This is a genomic window from Runella sp. (assembly GCF_027484545.1).
Classification (GTDB): domain Bacteria; phylum Bacteroidota; class Bacteroidia; order Cytophagales; family Spirosomataceae; genus Runella.
The window spans coordinates 17,742-37,016 of record NZ_JAIXST010000244.1 but is presented as its reverse complement, the minus strand read 5'-3'; the positions used below and the strand labels follow the sequence as shown (position 1 = coordinate 37,016).

The following is a 19,275-nucleotide window of genomic DNA, read 5'->3' as shown; positions in this document are numbered from 1 at the left end:
TTACTATTTCTTCATATACTTTGGGTTGTATTTTCCTTGTTTTTTGAATCCGTCAAAGGGCCGCATTGCCCCGAAACGTGGATAAGAGTCAAAAATATCACCATCAGCCGTCATTCTTGGGTCGTTTTGTTCATTTAGTTTTTGCTCCAACTCTCTGCTCAATTTCTGCAAAATAGGCTTCATTTTCTCGGAATTTGAAAGGTCATTGAGGCAAAATGGGTCTTTTTTGATGTCATATAATTGCTCGGAATCCCGTTTTTCAAAGCCAATTTTAAATAGTGAAGCATAAGTAGCTTTTTCTTTAATCATAAATGTTTTGGTTGGCGAATCGTCAATATCTTCGTAACCTTCCAAAATGGGTTTCATACCCTTAACACCATTAGTAGATGTTGATATCTCTGGGGCAGGGTCACCAAGTGGCCACCGCTCAGGCTTTAAATTTTTGATATAAAGGTATTCTTTTGAACGAATTGCTCGGGCTGGATACCCCAAATTGTCGGGGCGAGCATGGGTATGTCTTTCTCTACCTGAAAACACGTATTTTCGAGAAGCATCAATATAGCCAGACTTCGGACTTTTAAAAATGGGCATTAAAGTCTTACCAGAAATGCCTTCAAAATGCTTGATGCCAGCTACATCCAAAAAAGTAGGGGCTAAATCAATCAGACTAATGAGGTCATCTACTTTTCTGTTTTTGCCTGTAATCATCGGCCCAGCGATGGCCAATGGAACATGTGTTCCATATTCTTGTAAATTGGCTTTGGCATAAGGGAACGCCATACCGTTATCGGCAGTAACCACAATAATGGTATTTTCTAATTCACCTGCCTCTTTTAAGATTTGCAACATTTTACCTAATTGGGTATCAAACCACTTTATTTCTAAGGCATAATCAAGCAAATCGTTTTTCACTAAATCTGTATTTGGCAAAAAAGTTGGTACTTTTAGGTCTTTTTCAGACAAACCCGCTACCCTTCCCGATCCTTCTTCATATTCTCGATGTGGTTCTTGCCCACCATACCAAAAGAAGAAAGGCTTATCCTTGGGTTTGTCTTTTAGAAAATCATTAAAATTGGCCGCATAATCTGTTTTACTAATGCCACTTGTTGGTACTTTTTCAAACTTTTGAGAATTATATTCTGAGCCAACTGGATTTCTTTTCCAGCCCGAATCTGTAAAATTACCTGGTCCCCAAGGTTTGCCAGTAAAGCCTAATGTATAGCCTGCAGTTTCAAGTGCATCTGTAAAAACAGGAAATTTTTTAGGAAAAAAACTGCTATGCGTACCTGCTTCTTCCAATTGCCAAATTTGTTTACCAGTTAGAATAGCCGCTCTTGATGGGCTGCATTGAGGTGCTGCCACAAAAGCGTTATTAAAAAGTATGCCTCGTGCCGCAATACTATCAAAAATAGGTGTTTGAAAAGTGGATTGACCATATGCCGAAGCATGAGGGAACGATTGGTCATCGGCAATGGCAAAAAGGATATTTGGCTGGCGTTTTGTCAGCGGCTTTGCATCATTTTGATTCTGAAATGATGATAAAACCACCAATAAAAAGGCCAAAACCAATCCAATTTTTTTGAAAAGTGTCAGGTCTTCCATATTATTCTTCGACTTTATTACCATTATTTCCAATTCCTTTTTTCTCCGTTTTAGGTATCATTTTAGATAATTCTTTTTTTTGAGTAAGAATGTTTTTGTCATTAATAATATTTACCCATTCATAAGGGTCATTCTTTTCATCGTAAAATTCTTCCCCGCCTTTCGCATATCTGATGTATCGATAGTTTTCCGAACGCACCGCATGGTTTCCTTCTTTATAGGTAGTCAATGCTGGAATATTCCATTCGGCATTGGGATTGGCCAATAGTTTTTTGATGCTTTTACCTTCCACATGTGTAGGCGTTTTGAGTCCATTAAGGTCAGCCAAAGTGGGGTAAATGCTCATAAAGTCGACGGTTCTACTGCATTTAGAGCCAGGATTTGTATGATTTGGCACTACCCAAATCAATGGCGAACGGGTGGCTTCTTCCCACAGGGCGAATTTCCGCCAATGGTGTTTCTCACCTAAATGCCAACCATGGTCGCCCCACAAAACAATCATCGTATTTTCTTTTTCTGAGCTTTTTTCGTAAGCGTCCAGTATAATTCCTAATTGGGCATCGGCATAAGAAATAGTAGCTTGGTATGCTTGAATCGCTTCACGCCATTGGGTTTCAGATTGAATTTGAGCATGGGTGTTTTTCGACATTTTTTTTCCTTCTTCTGGCAAATCTTCCAAATCGTCTTCTTTGTAAGGCGGCAAAACAATTTTGTCTATGGGGTATAAATCAAAATATTTTTTTGGAACGTGCCAGGGCAAGTGAGGTTTAAAAAGCCCAGCTGCCAAAAAGAGGGGTTTGTCATGTTTTTTCAACAATTCTGAAGCTGCCCATTTTGCCACATGAAAATCGGCCAAAACATCATCTTCTGCATCTAATTGAGCCCATTTTACGCCACCAAAATTTCCTTTTTTTGTAATATTTTTATTTGGATTATTGGTTGGACTATGGAAATAATAATCATATTCTTCTTCACGGTCATACTCCACATGATAGATTTTACCACCTCCTAAAACAGCATATCCGTTGTTTTTGAAAAAAGTGGGTAATGTTATTTCTTTCGGAATTGCTTTACGCCAATCGTCGTCATTATCATACACCCCCGAGGTACTTGGGCGTAGGCCAGACATCAATGCGGCACGGGAAGGGCAACAAACTGGTGCAGCACAATAGGCATTTGTAAAGCTCATACCCATTGCCGAAAGTCTATCCATATTGGGTGTTTTTACCTGATTATTTCGCCCAAAATAACCAATCCAATGATTTAGGTCATCCACGGGGATAAATAAAACATTCATCTTTTTGGACTCGATTTCTTGCTTTACATCTATCTGAAATGCCGTTAGTGATAAAATTGCCAAAATCAGGATTGCCGAATATTTTTTCATATTTAATGACTCAATTGAAGGTAATTATTTCAAATTAAAAAGCTAAAAATTATTTGGAAAATTTGCCTATCAAATCGGGATTGTGTTTAGCAATGTAACTCATCAATGTGCTTTCCAATTCTTTTAACTTGGTTTTTTCTACCTTCGAAATGTCATTAAGCTCCCCCAAATCTTTGGAAATATTATACATCTCTATTTTATTTGTTTTCCAAAATTTTATCAATTTGTAATCACCCATAATCACCGCCGAATGAGGATAGGCTTTCGCAAACCTATGAAAGAAAAATGCCTTATTGGCTCGCTCTACTTCCCCTTTTCCTTTGTTTTTTAAAACATTTGCAAAACTTCCTCCATCTAAATTTTCTATTGATTTATTACCACCAGCCAATTCGCTAAAAGTGGGCATTAAATCCCATCCAGCCACTGGCACATCCGACAGGGTGTTTTTTTGAATACCCGGTCCTTTCACAATAAAAGGCACTCGAATTCCCCCTTCATACAATGTCCATTTGCCTCCTCGAAGCGGGAAGTTTCTCATTTGTTTACTAAAAGATGCGGGTAAGTCCAGTTTATTACTAACAGGCGGAATAAATTCAACTGCACCATTATCTGCCATCAAAACAATATAGGTGTTATCTGCTATACCCAAGTTTTCCACCATTCTTTCCAACTCTCCAATCTTGGTATCTAAATCATAAAGCATTCCTGCCCAAGCTGGATTGTCATGCTTTTTGCCCACGGGCTTGGCTTTGAATTTATCATAGCTGTTTTGTCGTGTCACAAAATCTACATGAGTGGCATAATGTGAGACCTGCAAATAAAAAGGGTTTTTAGAATTCACTTGATCCTTCATAAATTTTATGGCTCGAGCATTTAAGCTGTCCATTTGTTTAGGATTTTCAGAAAAAAAATGTCTTTCCCATTTTTCTTCTTTTCCTTGACCAATATTTCCATTTACATTTCCAGTATCGCCATCGCTTACATCATAGCCCAATTGTTCGGGGGTAATTTTTGCACGCAAATCCCATTTACCAAAATGGGCGGCTTTGTATCTATTATCTATTGATTTTAATACTTGGGGAATAGTGTGTAAAGCCGTGGTATATTTTTGAGGAAAATCATCATCATCACCCATTTTAATAGAAGTTCGCCCAAATTGAATACTTCTGCGTGTAGGCGAACAGATGGGGTCAGGTGCATAACCTTTTGAAAACCTCATACTTTTTTTAATAAATAAATCTATTTTTGGCGTTTCATAATAATCGCTTTTTGAATCATTTACACGATCATCCATTTTTGATGAAAAGCACGACCAACCCAAATCGTCCGTCAAAATCAAAATAAAATTTGGACGATTTTCTAATTGCCTTTTTGAAGGAACCTTTAAACTGCTAACTCCAAAAAGTAGATATATTACTAAAATTAACCTTACCATTTTTTGCTTAAATTAAAAAAATAAAAAACCTCATACTCTCTCATTAATTAATAGACCTTTCGGGCATGATTCAATCAAAAATTCGACGACTATTTTTGATGCCAAACTATTTACCTAATTGATGAATTGTGCCTTGTATCGAGCCACTCAGTGACTCACCTTTGAGATTCTTGATTTTGTAGTCAATCGTGATTACATCGACTTTTTCTAAGTTTTCAATACTTAATTTCAGGCTTTTACCCTCGGCCTGCGATTTAGTCACTTTCAATATTTTCTGGCTTAAGCGGTCTGAACCGTATTTTTTACTTCGCAACAATTGCCAAGTTTTTACTTCAAAATTGGACAAATCAGATGCCGTATTTTGGTCTATTGGGCTATCAAAATCAAGCACTACACTTTTTTCACGCACCTTCATTTTGACAGGAATTGGAATGGTTTTGCCTGTGTACCTTACCCTATACAATCCACCACCACGCATCATTTGATTGGTTCCCCAAGCCGACATCCCACAGGCGTAGAGTTGACCATCGGTTGGATTAAACCTGCCCCGCATCACCCCCGTCAGAAACTTAACTCCAGGTAAATCAATCACTGCTCCTTGTTCTTGTCCGTTTACGGTTTCATTCAAAACATATTGAATTTTACCATAGCCATAGGAAAGGCTCAAAAGGCCGCCATTTAAGGCACCCCATTTTTGGCTTTCTACCCAAACCATTTCCGAAGGCGAACGGTCATATTTCATATCTACCCACACCAAAGGCTGTTCCATAGCCGCCCTTGAAGAGTCTTTGGGTGGATTGTAGCCCCACATATTGCCATAAAACTTCCCTACGCCTTTCACCCAGTTGATTCGGTTCATTGGATTCCAATAACCCTGTTGGTCGGTTACAATAAAACTGCCGTCGGGATTGATACAAACCCCATTGGCTGCTCTAAAACCCGTGGCTATAATATCAGTTTTTGAGCCATCGGCACTCACTTTTAGCAGCGTACCATGTTGCGGAATAAGGGCTTCACGAGCGTGTCTGCCGCTTTTAGCATAGTAAAAATTGCCTTCTTTGTCGGTTTGAAGTCCCATCGCAAACTCATGAAAATGGTCTGTCACTTGGTGGTCATGATTAAAGCTTTCATAAAAGTCGGTTTCCATATCGCCGTTCAAATCTCGTAGCAAAACGAGCTGATCTCGACAAGTAACATATATTTTTTCTTCTACTACCTTAATCCCCAAAGGCTGGAAAAGCCCCGAGCCAATTCGCTGCCAAGTCAATACACCATCAGGGTTGAGTAGCCCTTTTATCAGCCAAATATCCCCGTCAGTAGCACAGGCAGCGGCTACATTGGCATCTTTAAAAAAATCAATACCACTTAGTTTCATTCGACAAGCCCAAGGATTCTCAAAAGGCGGGGTCAATTGGTCCACCGCAAAGGGGCCATCTTCTTTGCCATTTGTTACGAATGTTTTTATTATTTCGGGATAATGGGCACGACCTTTACCCAAGGTGTATTTTGTCAACGATTCGGGGGTAGGTAGCTCTTTTTCAGAAAAATTAACCCCTTTTTCACTAATTGCCAAAGTGATTTTTATTTCTTCTTTGGCATTGATATTCACAAAAATCTGCCCGTTTTCTTCTACCAATGTAGCCCCATTTCCCACTACACTCACTTTGGCAGAGGAATTGACTACCCGCATTTTCAAAATGGAATTGGATGGCGAAATATTGAGTGTTCGGGTAAAAACGGAAGGGCTAATAAACCCAAATTTTTCTAAAACGGCAGATTCGCCTACGGTATAAGAAATGATAACTTGGTCTTCGAAATGATAAAGTCCTTTATAATTTGCCCAAGATTTAGGCAATGGACCAAAAGCACGCCCGTCACGAGCTACAAAACGGGGGTCGTCAAATTTCCCAGTAGTGGGATTGGCCCAGCCAGGGCCTACGGGTGTTTCAAAATGTAGCTTTCCGATGGTGCGGGGGTAGGTTTCGTGCTTGTCGTTTAACAAAATGGCGTTCCAATCTATAAAACCTTCGCCCGTGTATGCTCCCGCTACTCGCATGAGGTCATGGTCAAAAACCATCCAAGATTTTCCTTTTGACACCCCGCCTGTACCTTTGTCCAAACGTACCGCAATGCCTTTGTAGGCAAAATTGTTTTTTGAGTAATCTTCATCCCGAAAAGGCGACGGGCTTGGGGAATGATAGCGTGGAATGCCTGTTTTTTCATCGGCCAATTCATAAGTATTCATCAGGAAATTCCCATAATCCATATCGGCCCAAGGTTGGTAAGGTTTAACGGCTGGGCCTCTGGATTTGCCTTTTGGCAGAGATGAAAGATAGTCGGGGGTTACTTTTGGAAGGGTTACAGTTTTGTTTTTTGAAACAAATTCCTGCTGAATGTAGTGAATGACATCGTATTTTTCTTGAGGACTAAGTGCCACTTGCGGTGGCATAGAACCATAGCCTCTGGTAACCGTTTGGTACATGGAATAGGCATCACCACCCGCTTTGAAAGGTTCTGACCAAAACTTTAAGGACATCGGAATCGAACCTTCGTTTTCTTCATTTCCATGACAACTTATGCATGTGGCATTATAGACTCTTTCGCCACGGGTCAATGCTTTATTGTCAAAATCTTTAATGAAACCCACATGGTCTAAGCCCTTCTCGGTCGGAGGAAGGTCTTTTGAGGAAAGATTATAAACGATGTTGGTGCTCGTTTTGCAATTGACAAGCATCAATACAAGTCCAAACAAAAGGTAGAAATGACTCTTTTTCATCGTTATGGGGATTTAAGAATATGTTTGAAAAATTTTTGCTTCGGATTAGCCAACTTGCCAAATTTAATTTGGTAAGCCCGTTCATTTCTTTTGACGCTTCGGCGTTCCGATTGCCCAAAAGAAACGAACCAAAGAAAAGGGCAGCCTGTCCAAAGCTTCTACGCGCAATCCCACGCGCACCACGCTGGACAGCCATTCCTCACGCGCAAGGATTTGTTTATTTGTTATTAAAAAAAATAGTAACATGCAATCAATCTTTCAAACTAAACATTTTAATCTGTTTTTCGGTGAGCGCTCTGTCAAATACAGCTAACCCGCCTATTTGTCCTTTGAAAAAATTACCCATTCCTCTTTTCAAAAGCACCGCCCCAACGGTGAAATCAGAGCCGTTGTTGCCCATGCCGTAGGGAAAATAGTAGGGATTTTTGGATTGAACCAAGCCCTCTGGATAGCCATCAAAGCCTTTGGTATTGTTGATAAGTTCGGGTTCACGTTTCTCAAAAACACCGTTCAGATACGATTTAATATTTTTACCATCGTAGGTAAATGCCACACAAACCCACTCATTGGCAGGTACTTGCTGTTTACTTGCCGAATAATCACTTGAATATGGAAAGGGTGGCGTAGGCTTTCCCGTATGCGAGATGTGTCCACAGACTTGGTTTTTGCCGTTGTAGTGCGGCAACGACACAAACAGTCCGTATTGGCGTTTGCCACCGTCTTGGTACTCGTTCCACATTCCGCCCACAAAACCCGTTTGTTCGCCCGTCCATTTTGCCCAAGCCACCACCGTAACCCCTTGATTGGGGCCATAAATGTTCAATGCCCCCGTTTGGACATTGGGTAATGACAAAAAACTACTACCGCCAAACAACGCAGAATAACCCGACAAAGGCCCCTCGTTAATGCGTTGAATGCTGCCATTGGTTTCTTTCAAAGGAAAATCGCCTTTACCAACGGCTCTTCGGTCTTGGCCTTCGGGTTCTTTAAAATCCCATAGTGCCACAAAACCCTTCATCGCTTTTATTTTCTCAATGTTTATTGATTTTTGAGCAAACAAAAAGTGGCTTGTTAAGAACAGAAATAATACAAGTAACTTATTCATATTCAACGGATTTTTATTGCTTCATTGTCATTGAGATTTAAAACTATAGGTTTACATACTTATTTCAGGTAGGCATATTTTTGCCAAGGGTCTTCCCCTCTAACCCTAGGGTCGCCCGTTTCCAGTAAATATTTTGTCAAAGCATCCGCTAATTCATTTTTAATTTTAGCATAAGACTTATCGTTAGCCAGATTGTTGGTTTGGTTTTTATCAGAGGCTATTCTGTACAATTCTTCTTTGGGGCGTTTGCCAAAACTTAGTTGGTACTCTTTTGGGTATTTTTTCTGATTGGCCTCCATCACCATAAATTCTTTGGTAATTCCTGCATCCACATCGCCGTGGTAGGTATTGTTGGACGATACAAAATCGGGTCCACCCGTAGGAAAGCGGTCGGGTTCAAAATTGAGGATATAGAGATAATCTTTGGTACGAATGGCTCTGGAGGGATACGTACCATTGTCGGGACGGCAAAGCGTATGGCGTTCAATGGCTGTAAAAGCGCGGTTACGTTTAGGGTCAACCGCACCCTGTTTTTGTGATAATAAAATGGGTAAAAGACTCTTTCCAGTCATCTCATTTGGGATTGGTACTCCAGCCGCTTCCAAAAAAGTAGGCGCAAAATCGGTATGACTCACCATGTCATTAATCACTCGTCCACCTTTTATTTTGTTAGCCCACATGACGGCCAAAGGCATTCTTACTCCCCAATCGTACAAGGTAGTTTTGGCACGGGGAAACGCCATACCGTTGTCAGCCGTTACGACAATGAGCGTATTGTCCAGCTCTCCTATTTCTTCTAATTTTTTTAACATTCTTGCCAGATGGGCGTCAAACCATTCTATTTCGTAATAGTAATCCAGCAGGTCTGTTCTTACTTCCTTGGTGTCGGGCAAAAAAGATGGAACTTGCACATCTTCCAATTTTTTTCCATTTCGCAAGCCAATGCCTTCATCGTAAATACGGTGTGGCTCAAAGCAGCCAAACCAAAAACAAAATGGTTTGTCTTTGGCTTTATCCGTCAAAAACGCTTCAAAATTGGCCGTGTAGTCATTTTTAAAAATGCCCTTTGGCACATTATCAGTGATTTTTGAGTTGTATTCTTTGCCCGTAGGACTTCCTTTAAATCCTTGGTAGTTGGGTTTGCCTGGGCCCCATCCCTTGCCTGTGTAGCCCACATGATACCCTGCTTCATTCAATAGTTGGGGATACAGTTTAAGGTCGGGTGGAATAGAGCCATAGAGAAGCCCTGCCTCTTTGACTCTCCAAATAGCTTGCCCACTCAAAACAGCCGAACGAGAAGGTGTGCAAGATGGAGATGCCGTAAAAGAATTCGTAAAAAGTACGCCTTCTTTGGCAATTCTATCAAAAGCTGGGGTTTTTACGACCTTATCACCAGCAATACTGGTATGTACCCACGATTGGTCATCAGCAATAACAAAAAGGATATTGGGCTTTTTGGGTGATTGTTGCTGAGCATCGTGATTGAAACTTGAAAAACAAAGTAGCAAAACGACACTTGAAATGAGTGATTTTATCATCGCTTTTTCTATTTAGCTTCTGGTATCCATGTCAATTGTTTCCAATAAGGATTGCCGTCATTGGGTTGGGATGCCCCAAGGGTACTTCGTCCATTTTTTACGTATTGGGTCAATAAGTCGGTAAGTTCTTTGACCATCTCAGGATGTTTGTCATGCACATTTTGCGTTTCGCCAATGTCTGTTGTAAGGTTATACAATTGAATAGGAGGCAGCTTTTTTGCTTCCTCACTATCTGGCTTGGGATTACTCCATCCGCCCGAATGTGAGCACATAATTAGCTTCCAATCACCCTTTCGAATCGCAAAAAATCCATCTATTGAATGATGAACAATGGCTTCACGCTTTAGTTTAGTAGTTCTTTGGGGCTGAATTTCATGCAAAAAACTAAAACTGTCTTCGGCGGTATTATCAGATAATTTTTGATTAAAAAGTGCTGCAATTGTTCCAAAGAAGTCGGTTGAACACATCAATTGAGTACTCGTTTTAGCCTTTTTTATTTCTTTATCCCACGCCACAATGAAAGGCACTCGATGCCCTCCCTCAAAAATATCGGCCTTAGTTCCTCTGAGTTGCATAAAAGGATTATGGCCTTTGTCCAACTGTGCTTTTAAATCTCCCGCGGGCGAAAAACCGTTGTCTGAAGTAAATACGATGAGGGTATTTTCATAAACTCCTTGGGTTTTGAGAGCCATAACCACTTGCTTTACCACATCATCTACCATCAAAACGAAGTCTCCATAGGGCGAAAGTTGACTTTTACCTTTAAAGTCGCCCGTTGGCAAAACAGGAGTATGAGGTGCAGGAAGTGGAAAATATAAAAAGAAAGGCTTGGCTTTGTTGGCCTTTTGGTTGATAAAACTGATTGCCTTTTGAGTAAAAGTGGGCAATACTTCCTCGTGTTTAAAATCAGGTGCCACCATTCCTGCCCGATAAAATTGCACACCTTTTTCGGCTGCACAGGTATCTACGGGTATAGTGGTGCAAATTCCGTTTTCTACATACGCATAAGGGTTCATATCTAACGACCCAATGATGCAATGGGAATAGTCAAAGCCAAAAGTGTTTGGCCCGTTTTGAATTGGTTTTGAGAAGTCCACCTTTTCTTTGCCCGCATTAATATTTGCCCAGTCCCAACCCAAATGCCATTTGCCTACCACACCAGTATAATAGCCCTGGGTTTGTAAAAATGAAGCAACTGTCTGTCTTTTTGGGTCTAACAAAGATATATCGTATCCAAATAGAACCCCACTTTTCAGTTTCGTACGCCAATTGTAACGACCCGTCAGAATACCATAACGAGTAGGTGTGCATACGGATGAACTGCTGTGAGCGTCAGTAAAAATTACTCCTCTACTGGCTAATTTGTCAATATTGGGCGTTTGTATTTTGCTATCTGAATTATAACAAGAAACATCACCAATGCCTAAATCGTCAGAAAGAATATAAACGATGTTGGGTTTTGCGATTTTTTGAGCAAAAGTTAAAGTTGAAAAAAGAGAAAAAATCAGGATAAGTTTTTTCATATCAATTGGATTAAGGCTTCAAATAGGCTATTGATTGAAGAAAAACGTCGGTTTTCAAAATCGTTTCTGACAGAAAGGGTTCTTTATTAAAAAAACCATGTACTTGATTTGTAAACAAATAAAGGTCGCAGCGACTTCCGACTTCCTCAATTTTATTCGTGAATTTCTGAGCCGTTTCCACTGGAATCAGGTTGTCGTTTGTTCCCAAAAAGAAAATGGTAGGTGGAAAACCTTTTTGGATGTTGTGTATAGGCGAAAACTCCATGTATCTATCTCCAATTCGCTCAAAGCCATAACCGCCTATTCCGTTGTCAATGACAGGATTGAACAAGACTAAGGCATTCGGCTTTGCACTTATTGTCAAATCGTCATTAGCTTCATTAATAGATTCATTAGTAAAACAGGCTGCCGCCAAATGCCCACCCGCAGAACCGCCCGACCCGACGATTCGATTGGCATCAATACCCAATTTTGTGGCATTTTTTCTCAAATATCGAATTGCTGATTTCGCATCTTTTAAACTTTCAAATGGCGTGGTGTTGTGTCTTGTTTTTACCCGATAATCTACCAAAACCGTAATAAAATTCTTTGCAGCATAGTGCAAGGCATGGGTTTCAAATTGTTTTGTAGAACCCCCATTCCAGCCGCCCCCAAAAAAGAAAACGATGGTTGGATAAGTTTGTTCTTTCTGTAAAGATGTTGGATAATAGACTTTTAAGCCTAACTTTAAGGTATCCACCTGCTTATACATCAACTCTACCATATTGCTCTTTTCTTGTGAAAAACAATTCAAGGAGAAAAGGATAGGTAACGAAGATAAAACGAGCCGAAAGTTTTTAAAACATCTCATAGTTTTTACTCAAAATACTGCTGTTAAATTTATTTTCCAGTCATTGAAGGCGGTGCTTGCTCTGGTTTACTTCCCCATGATTTATTGGGTTTTTCGCCCATATTTAAGGTCAATTTTCCGCCTTTCACAACGGTTTCATGCAAAATCCAGGGTTTATTTAACGCTTGACTATTCAGCTGTGCTGATTGGATATAAAGGTTTTTTGAAGAATTATTCTTTGCTTCAATCGTAAATGTTTTGCCCGAATAATATTTTGGGTTTAGATGAAAGGTTATTTTATTGAAAATTGGGCTACTGATTTCGTAAAATGGCTCAGGAGAAGTGCCGCCATTCGTAGAAAAAATACCCGATTTCATTAAAACAGACAAACTGCCCATTAGACCTTGGTCTTCGTCGCCGCTGTAACCAAATTGAGGCGATATGCCGCTATAAACTTTGTCAATTACTTGGCGTGACCAATATTGAGTTAACCACGGAGAGCCCGCATAATTAAACAAAAAGGCCGTTTGAATGCTCGGCTGGTTGCCATAATTGATATAAACCCGACGTAATTCCTCCAACGTTTCTTTATAGTGCGATTTTCCCGAAACAAAATCATGTGTTTGGGCTTTTTCAAATGAAGTATTTAGCTTAGTCGTAAATGCCTCTCTGCTTCCCATCAAATTTATCAAGCCCTGCACATCGTGCGGCACAAACCATACATATTGGGCGGCATTGCCCTCTTCCCAACCATTGTCATAACGTAAAATGTCAACCGGTTCTGCCCATTTTCCATCTAAAGTTCTATTCCACATCCAACCAATGTCAGCGTTCCAAATGTTTTTATAGTTGGTAGCACGTTTCATAAATAGCTCATAATCATCTTTTTTGCCCAGTTTCTTAGCCATCTGTGCCAAAGTATAATCTTGATAGGCATATTCGAGTGTTTGGGTAGAACCGTCTTGGTGAAAACCATATTTGGTTTTGCTCAAAGGGTGCGGCACATAGCCACGCTCTAAATAATATTCAATCCCACCGCCTTTGAAAGTGTTGTGTTCGTAGCCTGCTTTGCTCATCATTCCGCCTGGGAAATGATTTTTTCGTAGGCCTTCATAGACTTTTTCAATATTAAAACCTTTGATGCCTTTTAGATATGCACTGACAATAAAAGGCGTTGTTGCTGCTCCTGTCATCACGTAGGTATAATTGCCACCCGCAGGGCCACGGGGAATGAGCCCGCCGTCTTGATACATCATCACCATCGAATTGACAAATGATTCGGTAACTTCGGGGTAAACCAAATGCCAGAGAGTATTGATTGTCCATTGAGCTCCCCAAAATGAATCTGAATTGTGGTGGTTGTACTTGGGCTTGCCTTGGAAATCCAACGGAATTTGCTTGATGAGGCGTTCGGGGCCTGTCATGTCAGAATATTTGCCATTCACGTCCGAAATAATGCGTCTTCCTTGCAAAGCATGCCATAAATCGGTGTAAAATCGTCTTTTTTCAATATCAGTTCCGCCTTCAATTTCGATTCTACTCAGCCATTTGTTCCAATCTTCTCTGCTATCTTTTACCGCTTTTTCAAAATCCCAATAAGGTAATTCACTTGTCAGATTCAATCTTGCTTGTTCTTCACTTACATACGAAATCGCCACTTTCATTTTTCTAACTTCGCCAGCTTGTGTTGTAAAGTTTACATACGCTCCAACTTTTTCGCCTTCAATACTATTATTTATTTCTTCTAATTGTCCTTTTCGCCAGCCTTTAAACGAATCAAAAGGTTTATCGAATTGAGCTACGAAGAAAACAGTCAAGGTTTTTGGTCGGCGAACGGTCGGTGCCATAATTGCGTAGCCTTCAATCTCTTGATTGCTTACTTTTTTTACAAATCCTTTTTGCGTGTCAGAAGGGCCAAGAAAAGTAGAAAAATCGAAGAGGATTTGACTTTTTGCTGATTTCGGAAAAGTATATTTATGAAAACCAACACGAGTTGTTGAGGTCAATTCGGCTGTAATTCCGTAAGCATCTAAAACAACTTTATGATAGCCAGCCTTAATGGTTTCGGTTGTATGTGAAAACTTTGAACCGTATATATTTGAGCCTAAATGTCCTTTAAAATCACCAGTTGTGGGCAGAACAGGAATGCCTGATAACTGCCATCCATGCACATGACTAAAACATTTGATACTATCTTTTTCATAACGATAACCTGCATTCCAGTCAGCCTCAATGGCATTATCGGGACTTAAATTGACCATGCCAAATGGTCTTGTTGCAGAGTTAAAAAAGAACCATCGAGAATTGGCCGCATCGACCAAAGGATAGACTAAATCAACAGGTTCAACTTTTGCTTTTTGGGCGAAAGTCGGGTTGCCCCCTATTACATAAAAACAGAAAAGGCACGAAAAGTAAAGGAGTAATTTTTTCATTTTGTAGGTTAAGCTATTCTTGACATTTAATTCATTTAGAAACCGAAAAAGGTTCTGCTTCCACTTCTGTTCCTCTCTTCAAATTAGGCTGTTCGCTCATTTTAAAGGTAAGCGTTCCGCCTTTTAACAGATCGGAATGAGTGATAAAGTTCTTCGTTAAATTTTTCCCATTCAGAGCAGCCGAGTGTATATACACCCGTTGCTCGTTATTGCCGACGGCATTGATTACCAACCGATTCCCACGCGGCAATTGTAAACTTACTTTTTCAAATAATGGTGAGCCAATCACATACTCCTGACTTCCCGGACAAACAGAATAAAAACCCAATGCGCTAAATACGTACCACGCACTCGTTTGTCCATTGTCTTCGTCGCCGCAGTACCCGTCGGGAGTTGGTTTATACAATTTATCTAGCGCCTCCCGCACGTGGCTTTGGGCTTTCCAAGGTGCCCCGCAATAGTTATAAACATATAGCATGTGTTGAATCGGCTGATTGCCATGCGCATATTGGCCCATATTCATTACCTGCATTTCGGTCATTTCGTGGATAATGCGTTTGTAGTAACTGTACTCGACAATCGGTGGCAATGTAAACACACTGTCCAGCATGATTTCCATCTTTTTTCGTCCGCCCATCAATTGATAAAGGCCCCGAAAGTCGTGAAAAACCGACCAGCTATAGTGCCAGCTATTTCCTTCCACAAATTCATTTCCCCAAGCAAAAGGATTGAAATCCCGTTGAAATGTACCATCCTTCTTTTTGCCGCGCATTAGATTCAGGTTCGGGTCAAACACATTGCGGTAGTTTTGAGACCGTTTTACAAATCGTTCGATTTCTTCTTGGGGTCTCTTCAACGACTTCGCCAACTGGGCTAAACAAAAGTCATCGTAAGCATACTCCAACGTCTTGGCTACGCTTCCACCTGTCTCATCTACAGGTACATAACCAAGTGTATTGTACGATTTTACCCCATTCCTGCCCAGTGTATTGATAGGACCTTCATTTTCGGAGTTTTTCAAAAGCCCCTCGTACAAAACAGCGATATCGCCGCCCCGAATTCCTTTTAAGTAAGCCTCCGCAATAACCGATGCGGAGTTGCTGCCAATCATGCTTTTTTTATGACCGGGACTTGCCCATTCGGGTAACCAACCGCTCTCTTTGTAGGTATTGGTCAATCCTTCCATAATTTGGGCGTCTGTTTCGGGATACACAATACTTAAAAAAGGAAATAAGGCCCTGAAAGTATCCCAGAAACCGGTATCGGTATACATGAACCCTTTCTCTACGTTTCCATTAAAAGGACTGTAATGCACCACTTGATTCTCGGCGTTGATTTCGTGCAGTTTTCGCGGAAACAAAATCATGCGATAGAGACACGAATAAAAAGTTTTGAGTTGATCCATTGTCCCACCCTCGACTTTTACTTTTGATAGCTCTTTGTGCCAAATCGCTTTTGCTTTTTGCTTAACTTCCAGAAAAGATTGAGTACCAATTTCTGTTTTCAAATTCAATTCAGCCTGCTCTAACGAGATAAAGGAAGACGCAACCCGGACGTTTATTTTTTCACCGCCTACTGTTTTAAAACCAATCACCGCTTGGGCATGAAAACCAGTGGCTTCTTTGTCAAAGGCCGACACAATGCTGTCTTTTGTGGTGAATGTCCATTGAAACGATTTGTCTAATTGAATGACAAAATAGTTTTTGAAATTCGCGGGCACTCCCCCTCTATTGCGCGTTGAATACCCTACAATCTTGTTTTGTTCGGGAATTATTTTTACGTAAGACCCTCTGTCATAGGCATCCACCAATAGATATGAACTGTCTGACCTTGGAAATGTAAACTGAAAGTAGGCAGACCTTTCGGTCGGGGCTATTTCAGTAAGCACGTTATAATCAGACAAATAAACACTGTAATAATACGGATGAGCCACTTCGGCTTTGTGCGAAAAGGTACTGGCTCGCTTCTCTTCGTTGATTTGCATTTTGCCCGTCATGGGCAAAATCGAAAATTGTCCATAATCACCAATCCAAGGTGATGGTTGGTGAGTTTGTTTGAAACCTCTGATTTTTTCAGCAGTGTATTGGTATTGCCAGCCGTTTGCGTTCGTGTTGGTTTGTGGCGTCCAGAAGTTCATTCCCCAAGGCAGTGCAATGGCCGGATAGGTATTCCCATTGGAGAACGTCATCTTAGAATCGGTTCCCATCAGCGGATTGACCAATTCTTCGGGCTTAAAATCAGATTGACCTACTGCCGAAAAAACACTGCCAAGCAAGGATACTAAAAGTACGACTGTCGAACGTAAAGGGTTTATCATCATACCGACTTTTTCAATTTCTGATGGTGGGGGCAAACAGGTCATCAAACGCGTCAATCGTCCAGGCCGTTTTTACTTTTGAATACTTATCACGCAGCGCTTTTACATCGGAAGGCTGCACTACCGCCGATTGCCGACCTTTGGCCGCACGTAACGACGTTCCCACAAATTCATAGCGAACATAACTCAAGACCGAGGCAATCCATTCATCAGAATTATCTTTCATCGAAGCCATTTCGCTCGGATAGGTTTTCCCTTCAATGGGTCCCTTCAACCCGTGCAACAAAATCCGAATGGCAATTTCTTTATCGGCGTTGACGTGTCTGGCACCTCTCAACGGAGGAGCCGCATTGGTGGGGAGTCCTTTGCCGTCGCCCCCGTGACAAGGTGAGCACATCCCTTTATAGATTTCTCCGCCACCCAAAATCAGTTTTCTTTCGACCGGGGTAAAGCCTGCCAATTTGGCACCGTATATTTTGGCATCTTCGTTTCTATCCGTGCTCTTTTTTACACTTGCCAGCATTTGGTTATTCGGATTTTGGGCTAAAATGTCCTGCACAATCTTCTTAGCCAATTCATTTTTACTTGCCCCAAAGGACAAAAGAAGCTGTGTTTTAACATCAAAATTCTCGTCCGTCATTAAGTGACCAAGCTGCTCAATCCATTGGTTATCATTCTTTTTGATATACAGTTCGCTCATCCAAATAGCAGCCCGTCTGATTTGGGGGTCCGTATCTTTCAGAGCTGTAGTTAATGTTTCTTTGTTGATTTCATTGAGTCCTTCGAGGGTCCACAAAGCATGTAGCCGTCCTAAAGCTGACACTCCTTTTTGACCGGTTGCCATGGACTTTAATTCAGCCACTACTGATTTATCGCCCAAAATGATGATTTGTTTTTGTGCATTGTCGCGCCACCAACCGTTGGGATGGTCTAAGTATTTCACCAAACTGCTTGCCGGCACATCCAGCATCGTAGGTTTCGGCCCTGCTTTATAACCGTCGTGCACCAATCGCCAAATCCGTCCGCGTTGATTTACTTTTGCTAATCCGTAATAATCAATTTTCCCACGCAGGTAGCTGCCCTTCTGCGTCCAATTGGATTCCTGAATAATCCCTCGGCTCATATCCACAATATACAGCAATCCGTCAGGCCCAGTGTAGGTATTCACCGGTCGGAAATAGGTATCGGTACTAGCGATAAATTCTTTGTGATCGTATACGTTTTCAAGGTACGTTTTTCCTTCTCGGTTAATGACTTTTGCGCGTCTGATGATACGGGCAACAGGTTCATTGATAATATAATCGCCGACCAGATCGGCGGGAAGGCGATCTCCTCTAAAGATGGATTGCCCATTGGCAGAAGTAAAATGATTTAAGGTGCTGTCGGAACGTACTCTTGGTAAACCACCCTGCACATCAGGATTTTGAATCTTTGACCAAACAGGGCTGAATTTTTCTTCGCTGTAGGCATCGGCAAATTCCAATTGACCATATTTTGGGTTGATCTGAAAACCTGAACCGGCATTTTCGCCCCCACCTCGGCTATAAAATAAACGACCGTAATTGTCTGAAGTTAATCCCCATTGTCCATTGGAACCGCTGTGCAGTGAATCGGGCTGAAGTACACCATTTACGTACCGAAAACGAATGGGGTCAACCGTCTGGTAAATGTAATTATCAAGGTTCCAAATTAATCCGCTTCGCTGATGCTCCAAGTTGCCGGGGGCTACTTTTCCTACGGTATAAACGGGCTTTTTTGCATCGGCAATACCGTCGCCGTTGGTGTCTTTATAGCTGAAAATATCATAAGTATCGGTTTCATTGACCAGCAACTCATGATTGACGCAAAGAATCATGCGGGGCAAAATCAAATCTTTAATAAAGACCGAGCTCTTGTCCATTTTACCGTCATTGTCCGTATCTTCCAACAGCATTACTCGGCTTTTTGGGTCTTTTGTGCCCGTGCCGTCGGCGTCTTGCGTATAGGTTTCCATTTGGGCCACGTACATTTTGGCATTCCCGTCCCAAGCAATGGCGACGGGCTCCGTTATCATGGGTTCACTGGCCACCAATTCCAAATGGTACCCTTCTGGGAGGATAAATTTTTTCAGGCTTTGCTCAGGCGTAAGGGGGACTAAGGAAAATTCGCCAAGCGACGGAACCGTGTCTTTTTTAGTCTCCGCTTTGAGTTCCGCAGTAGGTACATTGCTCGAAGCAGCAACCACTGACGTATTCGTTGTCGTGCCTTTTTGGGCAACTTTCACCGAGCAGGCATAAATGACGACCGCAAAAGCTAATACACTGTATTTTAGATAAATGCGTTTCATGTTGG

11 protein-coding genes are annotated in these 19,275 nt (G+C 41.2%); all 11 read right to left on the bottom strand.

Translation table 11 applies throughout. The features are described from left to right. Positions 1–3: 3 nt before the first annotated feature. The gene (locus Q0081_RS22180) at positions 4–1,602 is read right to left on the bottom strand and encodes a sulfatase (RefSeq protein WP_298358708.1); all 1,599 of its coding nucleotides are present in this window, start codon (positions 1,600–1,602) and stop codon (positions 4–6) included. Position 1,603: 1 nt separating this feature from the next. Then, entirely contained in the window at positions 1,604–2,989 is a 1,386-nt protein-coding gene (locus Q0081_RS22175; RefSeq protein ID WP_298358706.1) for a sulfatase, read from the bottom strand. Positions 2,990–3,038: 49 nt separating this feature from the next. After that, positions 3,039–4,424, bottom strand: coding sequence for a sulfatase-like hydrolase/transferase (locus tag Q0081_RS22170; RefSeq protein ID WP_298358703.1), 1,386 nt, complete (start codon positions 4,422–4,424; stop codon positions 3,039–3,041). Positions 4,425–4,530: 106 nt separating this feature from the next. Continuing rightward, on the bottom strand, positions 4,531–7,200 hold the full coding sequence (locus Q0081_RS22165; protein ID WP_298358700.1) for a DUF6797 domain-containing protein: 2,670 nt from the start codon (positions 7,198–7,200) through the stop codon (positions 4,531–4,533). Positions 7,201–7,450: 250 nt separating this feature from the next. Continuing rightward, positions 7,451–8,305: a LamG domain-containing protein gene (locus Q0081_RS22160; RefSeq protein WP_298358697.1), complete on the bottom strand. Its 855-nt coding sequence runs from the start codon at positions 8,303–8,305 to the stop codon at positions 7,451–7,453. A gap of 59 nt (positions 8,306–8,364) precedes the next feature. After that, positions 8,365–9,843 carry a sulfatase gene (locus Q0081_RS22155; protein WP_298358695.1) on the bottom strand — a complete coding sequence of 493 codons (1,479 nt, stop codon included), beginning with the start codon at positions 9,841–9,843 and terminating at the stop codon, positions 8,365–8,367. Positions 9,844–9,851: 8 nt separating this feature from the next. Then, positions 9,852–11,366, bottom strand: a complete 1,515-nt coding sequence (locus Q0081_RS22150; RefSeq protein ID WP_298358691.1) for an arylsulfatase — start codon at positions 11,364–11,366, stop codon at positions 9,852–9,854. Positions 11,367–11,376: 10 nt separating this feature from the next. Further along, positions 11,377–12,129, bottom strand: a complete 753-nt coding sequence (locus tag Q0081_RS22145; protein WP_298358688.1) for an alpha/beta hydrolase — start codon at positions 12,127–12,129, stop codon at positions 11,377–11,379. Positions 12,130–12,245: 116 nt separating this feature from the next. Then, positions 12,246–14,627 carry a GH92 family glycosyl hydrolase gene (locus Q0081_RS22140; protein WP_298358685.1) on the bottom strand — a complete coding sequence of 794 codons (2,382 nt, stop codon included), beginning with the start codon at positions 14,625–14,627 and terminating at the stop codon, positions 12,246–12,248. Positions 14,628–14,658: 31 nt separating this feature from the next. After that, the gene (locus Q0081_RS22135) at positions 14,659–16,944 is read right to left on the bottom strand and encodes a GH92 family glycosyl hydrolase (protein ID WP_298358739.1); all 2,286 of its coding nucleotides are present in this window, start codon (positions 16,942–16,944) and stop codon (positions 14,659–14,661) included. A gap of 13 nt (positions 16,945–16,957) precedes the next feature. Continuing rightward, complete coding sequence (locus tag Q0081_RS22130; RefSeq protein WP_298358682.1) at positions 16,958–19,270, bottom strand: c-type cytochrome; 2,313 nt, start codon at positions 19,268–19,270, stop codon at positions 16,958–16,960. Positions 19,271–19,275: the final 5 nt, after the last annotated feature.

Bases quoted from the DNA above. Each gene is read 5' to 3' on its own strand.
- Q0081_RS22145 (WP_298358688.1), bottom strand. From the start codon at position 12,129: ATGGTAGAGTTGATGTATAAGCAGGTGGATACCTTAAAGTTAGGCTTA.
- Q0081_RS22170 (WP_298358703.1), bottom strand. From the start codon at position 4,424: ATGGTAAGGTTAATTTTAGTAATATATCTACTTTTTGGAGTTAGCAGT.
- Q0081_RS22135 (WP_298358739.1), bottom strand. From the start codon at position 16,944: ATGATAAACCCTTTACGTTCGACAGTCGTACTTTTAGTATCCTTGCTT.
- Q0081_RS22150 (WP_298358691.1), bottom strand. From the start codon at position 11,366: ATGAAAAAACTTATCCTGATTTTTTCTCTTTTTTCAACTTTAACTTTT.
- Q0081_RS22130 (WP_298358682.1), bottom strand. From the start codon at position 19,270: ATGAAACGCATTTATCTAAAATACAGTGTATTAGCTTTTGCGGTCGTC.
- Q0081_RS22175 (WP_298358706.1), bottom strand. From the start codon at position 2,989: ATGAAAAAATATTCGGCAATCCTGATTTTGGCAATTTTATCACTAACG.
- Q0081_RS22180 (WP_298358708.1), bottom strand. From the start codon at position 1,602: ATGGAAGACCTGACACTTTTCAAAAAAATTGGATTGGTTTTGGCCTTT.
- Q0081_RS22140 (WP_298358685.1), bottom strand. From the start codon at position 14,627: ATGAAAAAATTACTCCTTTACTTTTCGTGCCTTTTCTGTTTTTATGTA.
- Q0081_RS22165 (WP_298358700.1), bottom strand. From the start codon at position 7,200: ATGAAAAAGAGTCATTTCTACCTTTTGTTTGGACTTGTATTGATGCTT.
- Q0081_RS22155 (WP_298358695.1), bottom strand. From the start codon at position 9,843: ATGATAAAATCACTCATTTCAAGTGTCGTTTTGCTACTTTGTTTTTCA.
- Q0081_RS22160 (WP_298358697.1), bottom strand. From the start codon at position 8,305: ATGAATAAGTTACTTGTATTATTTCTGTTCTTAACAAGCCACTTTTTG.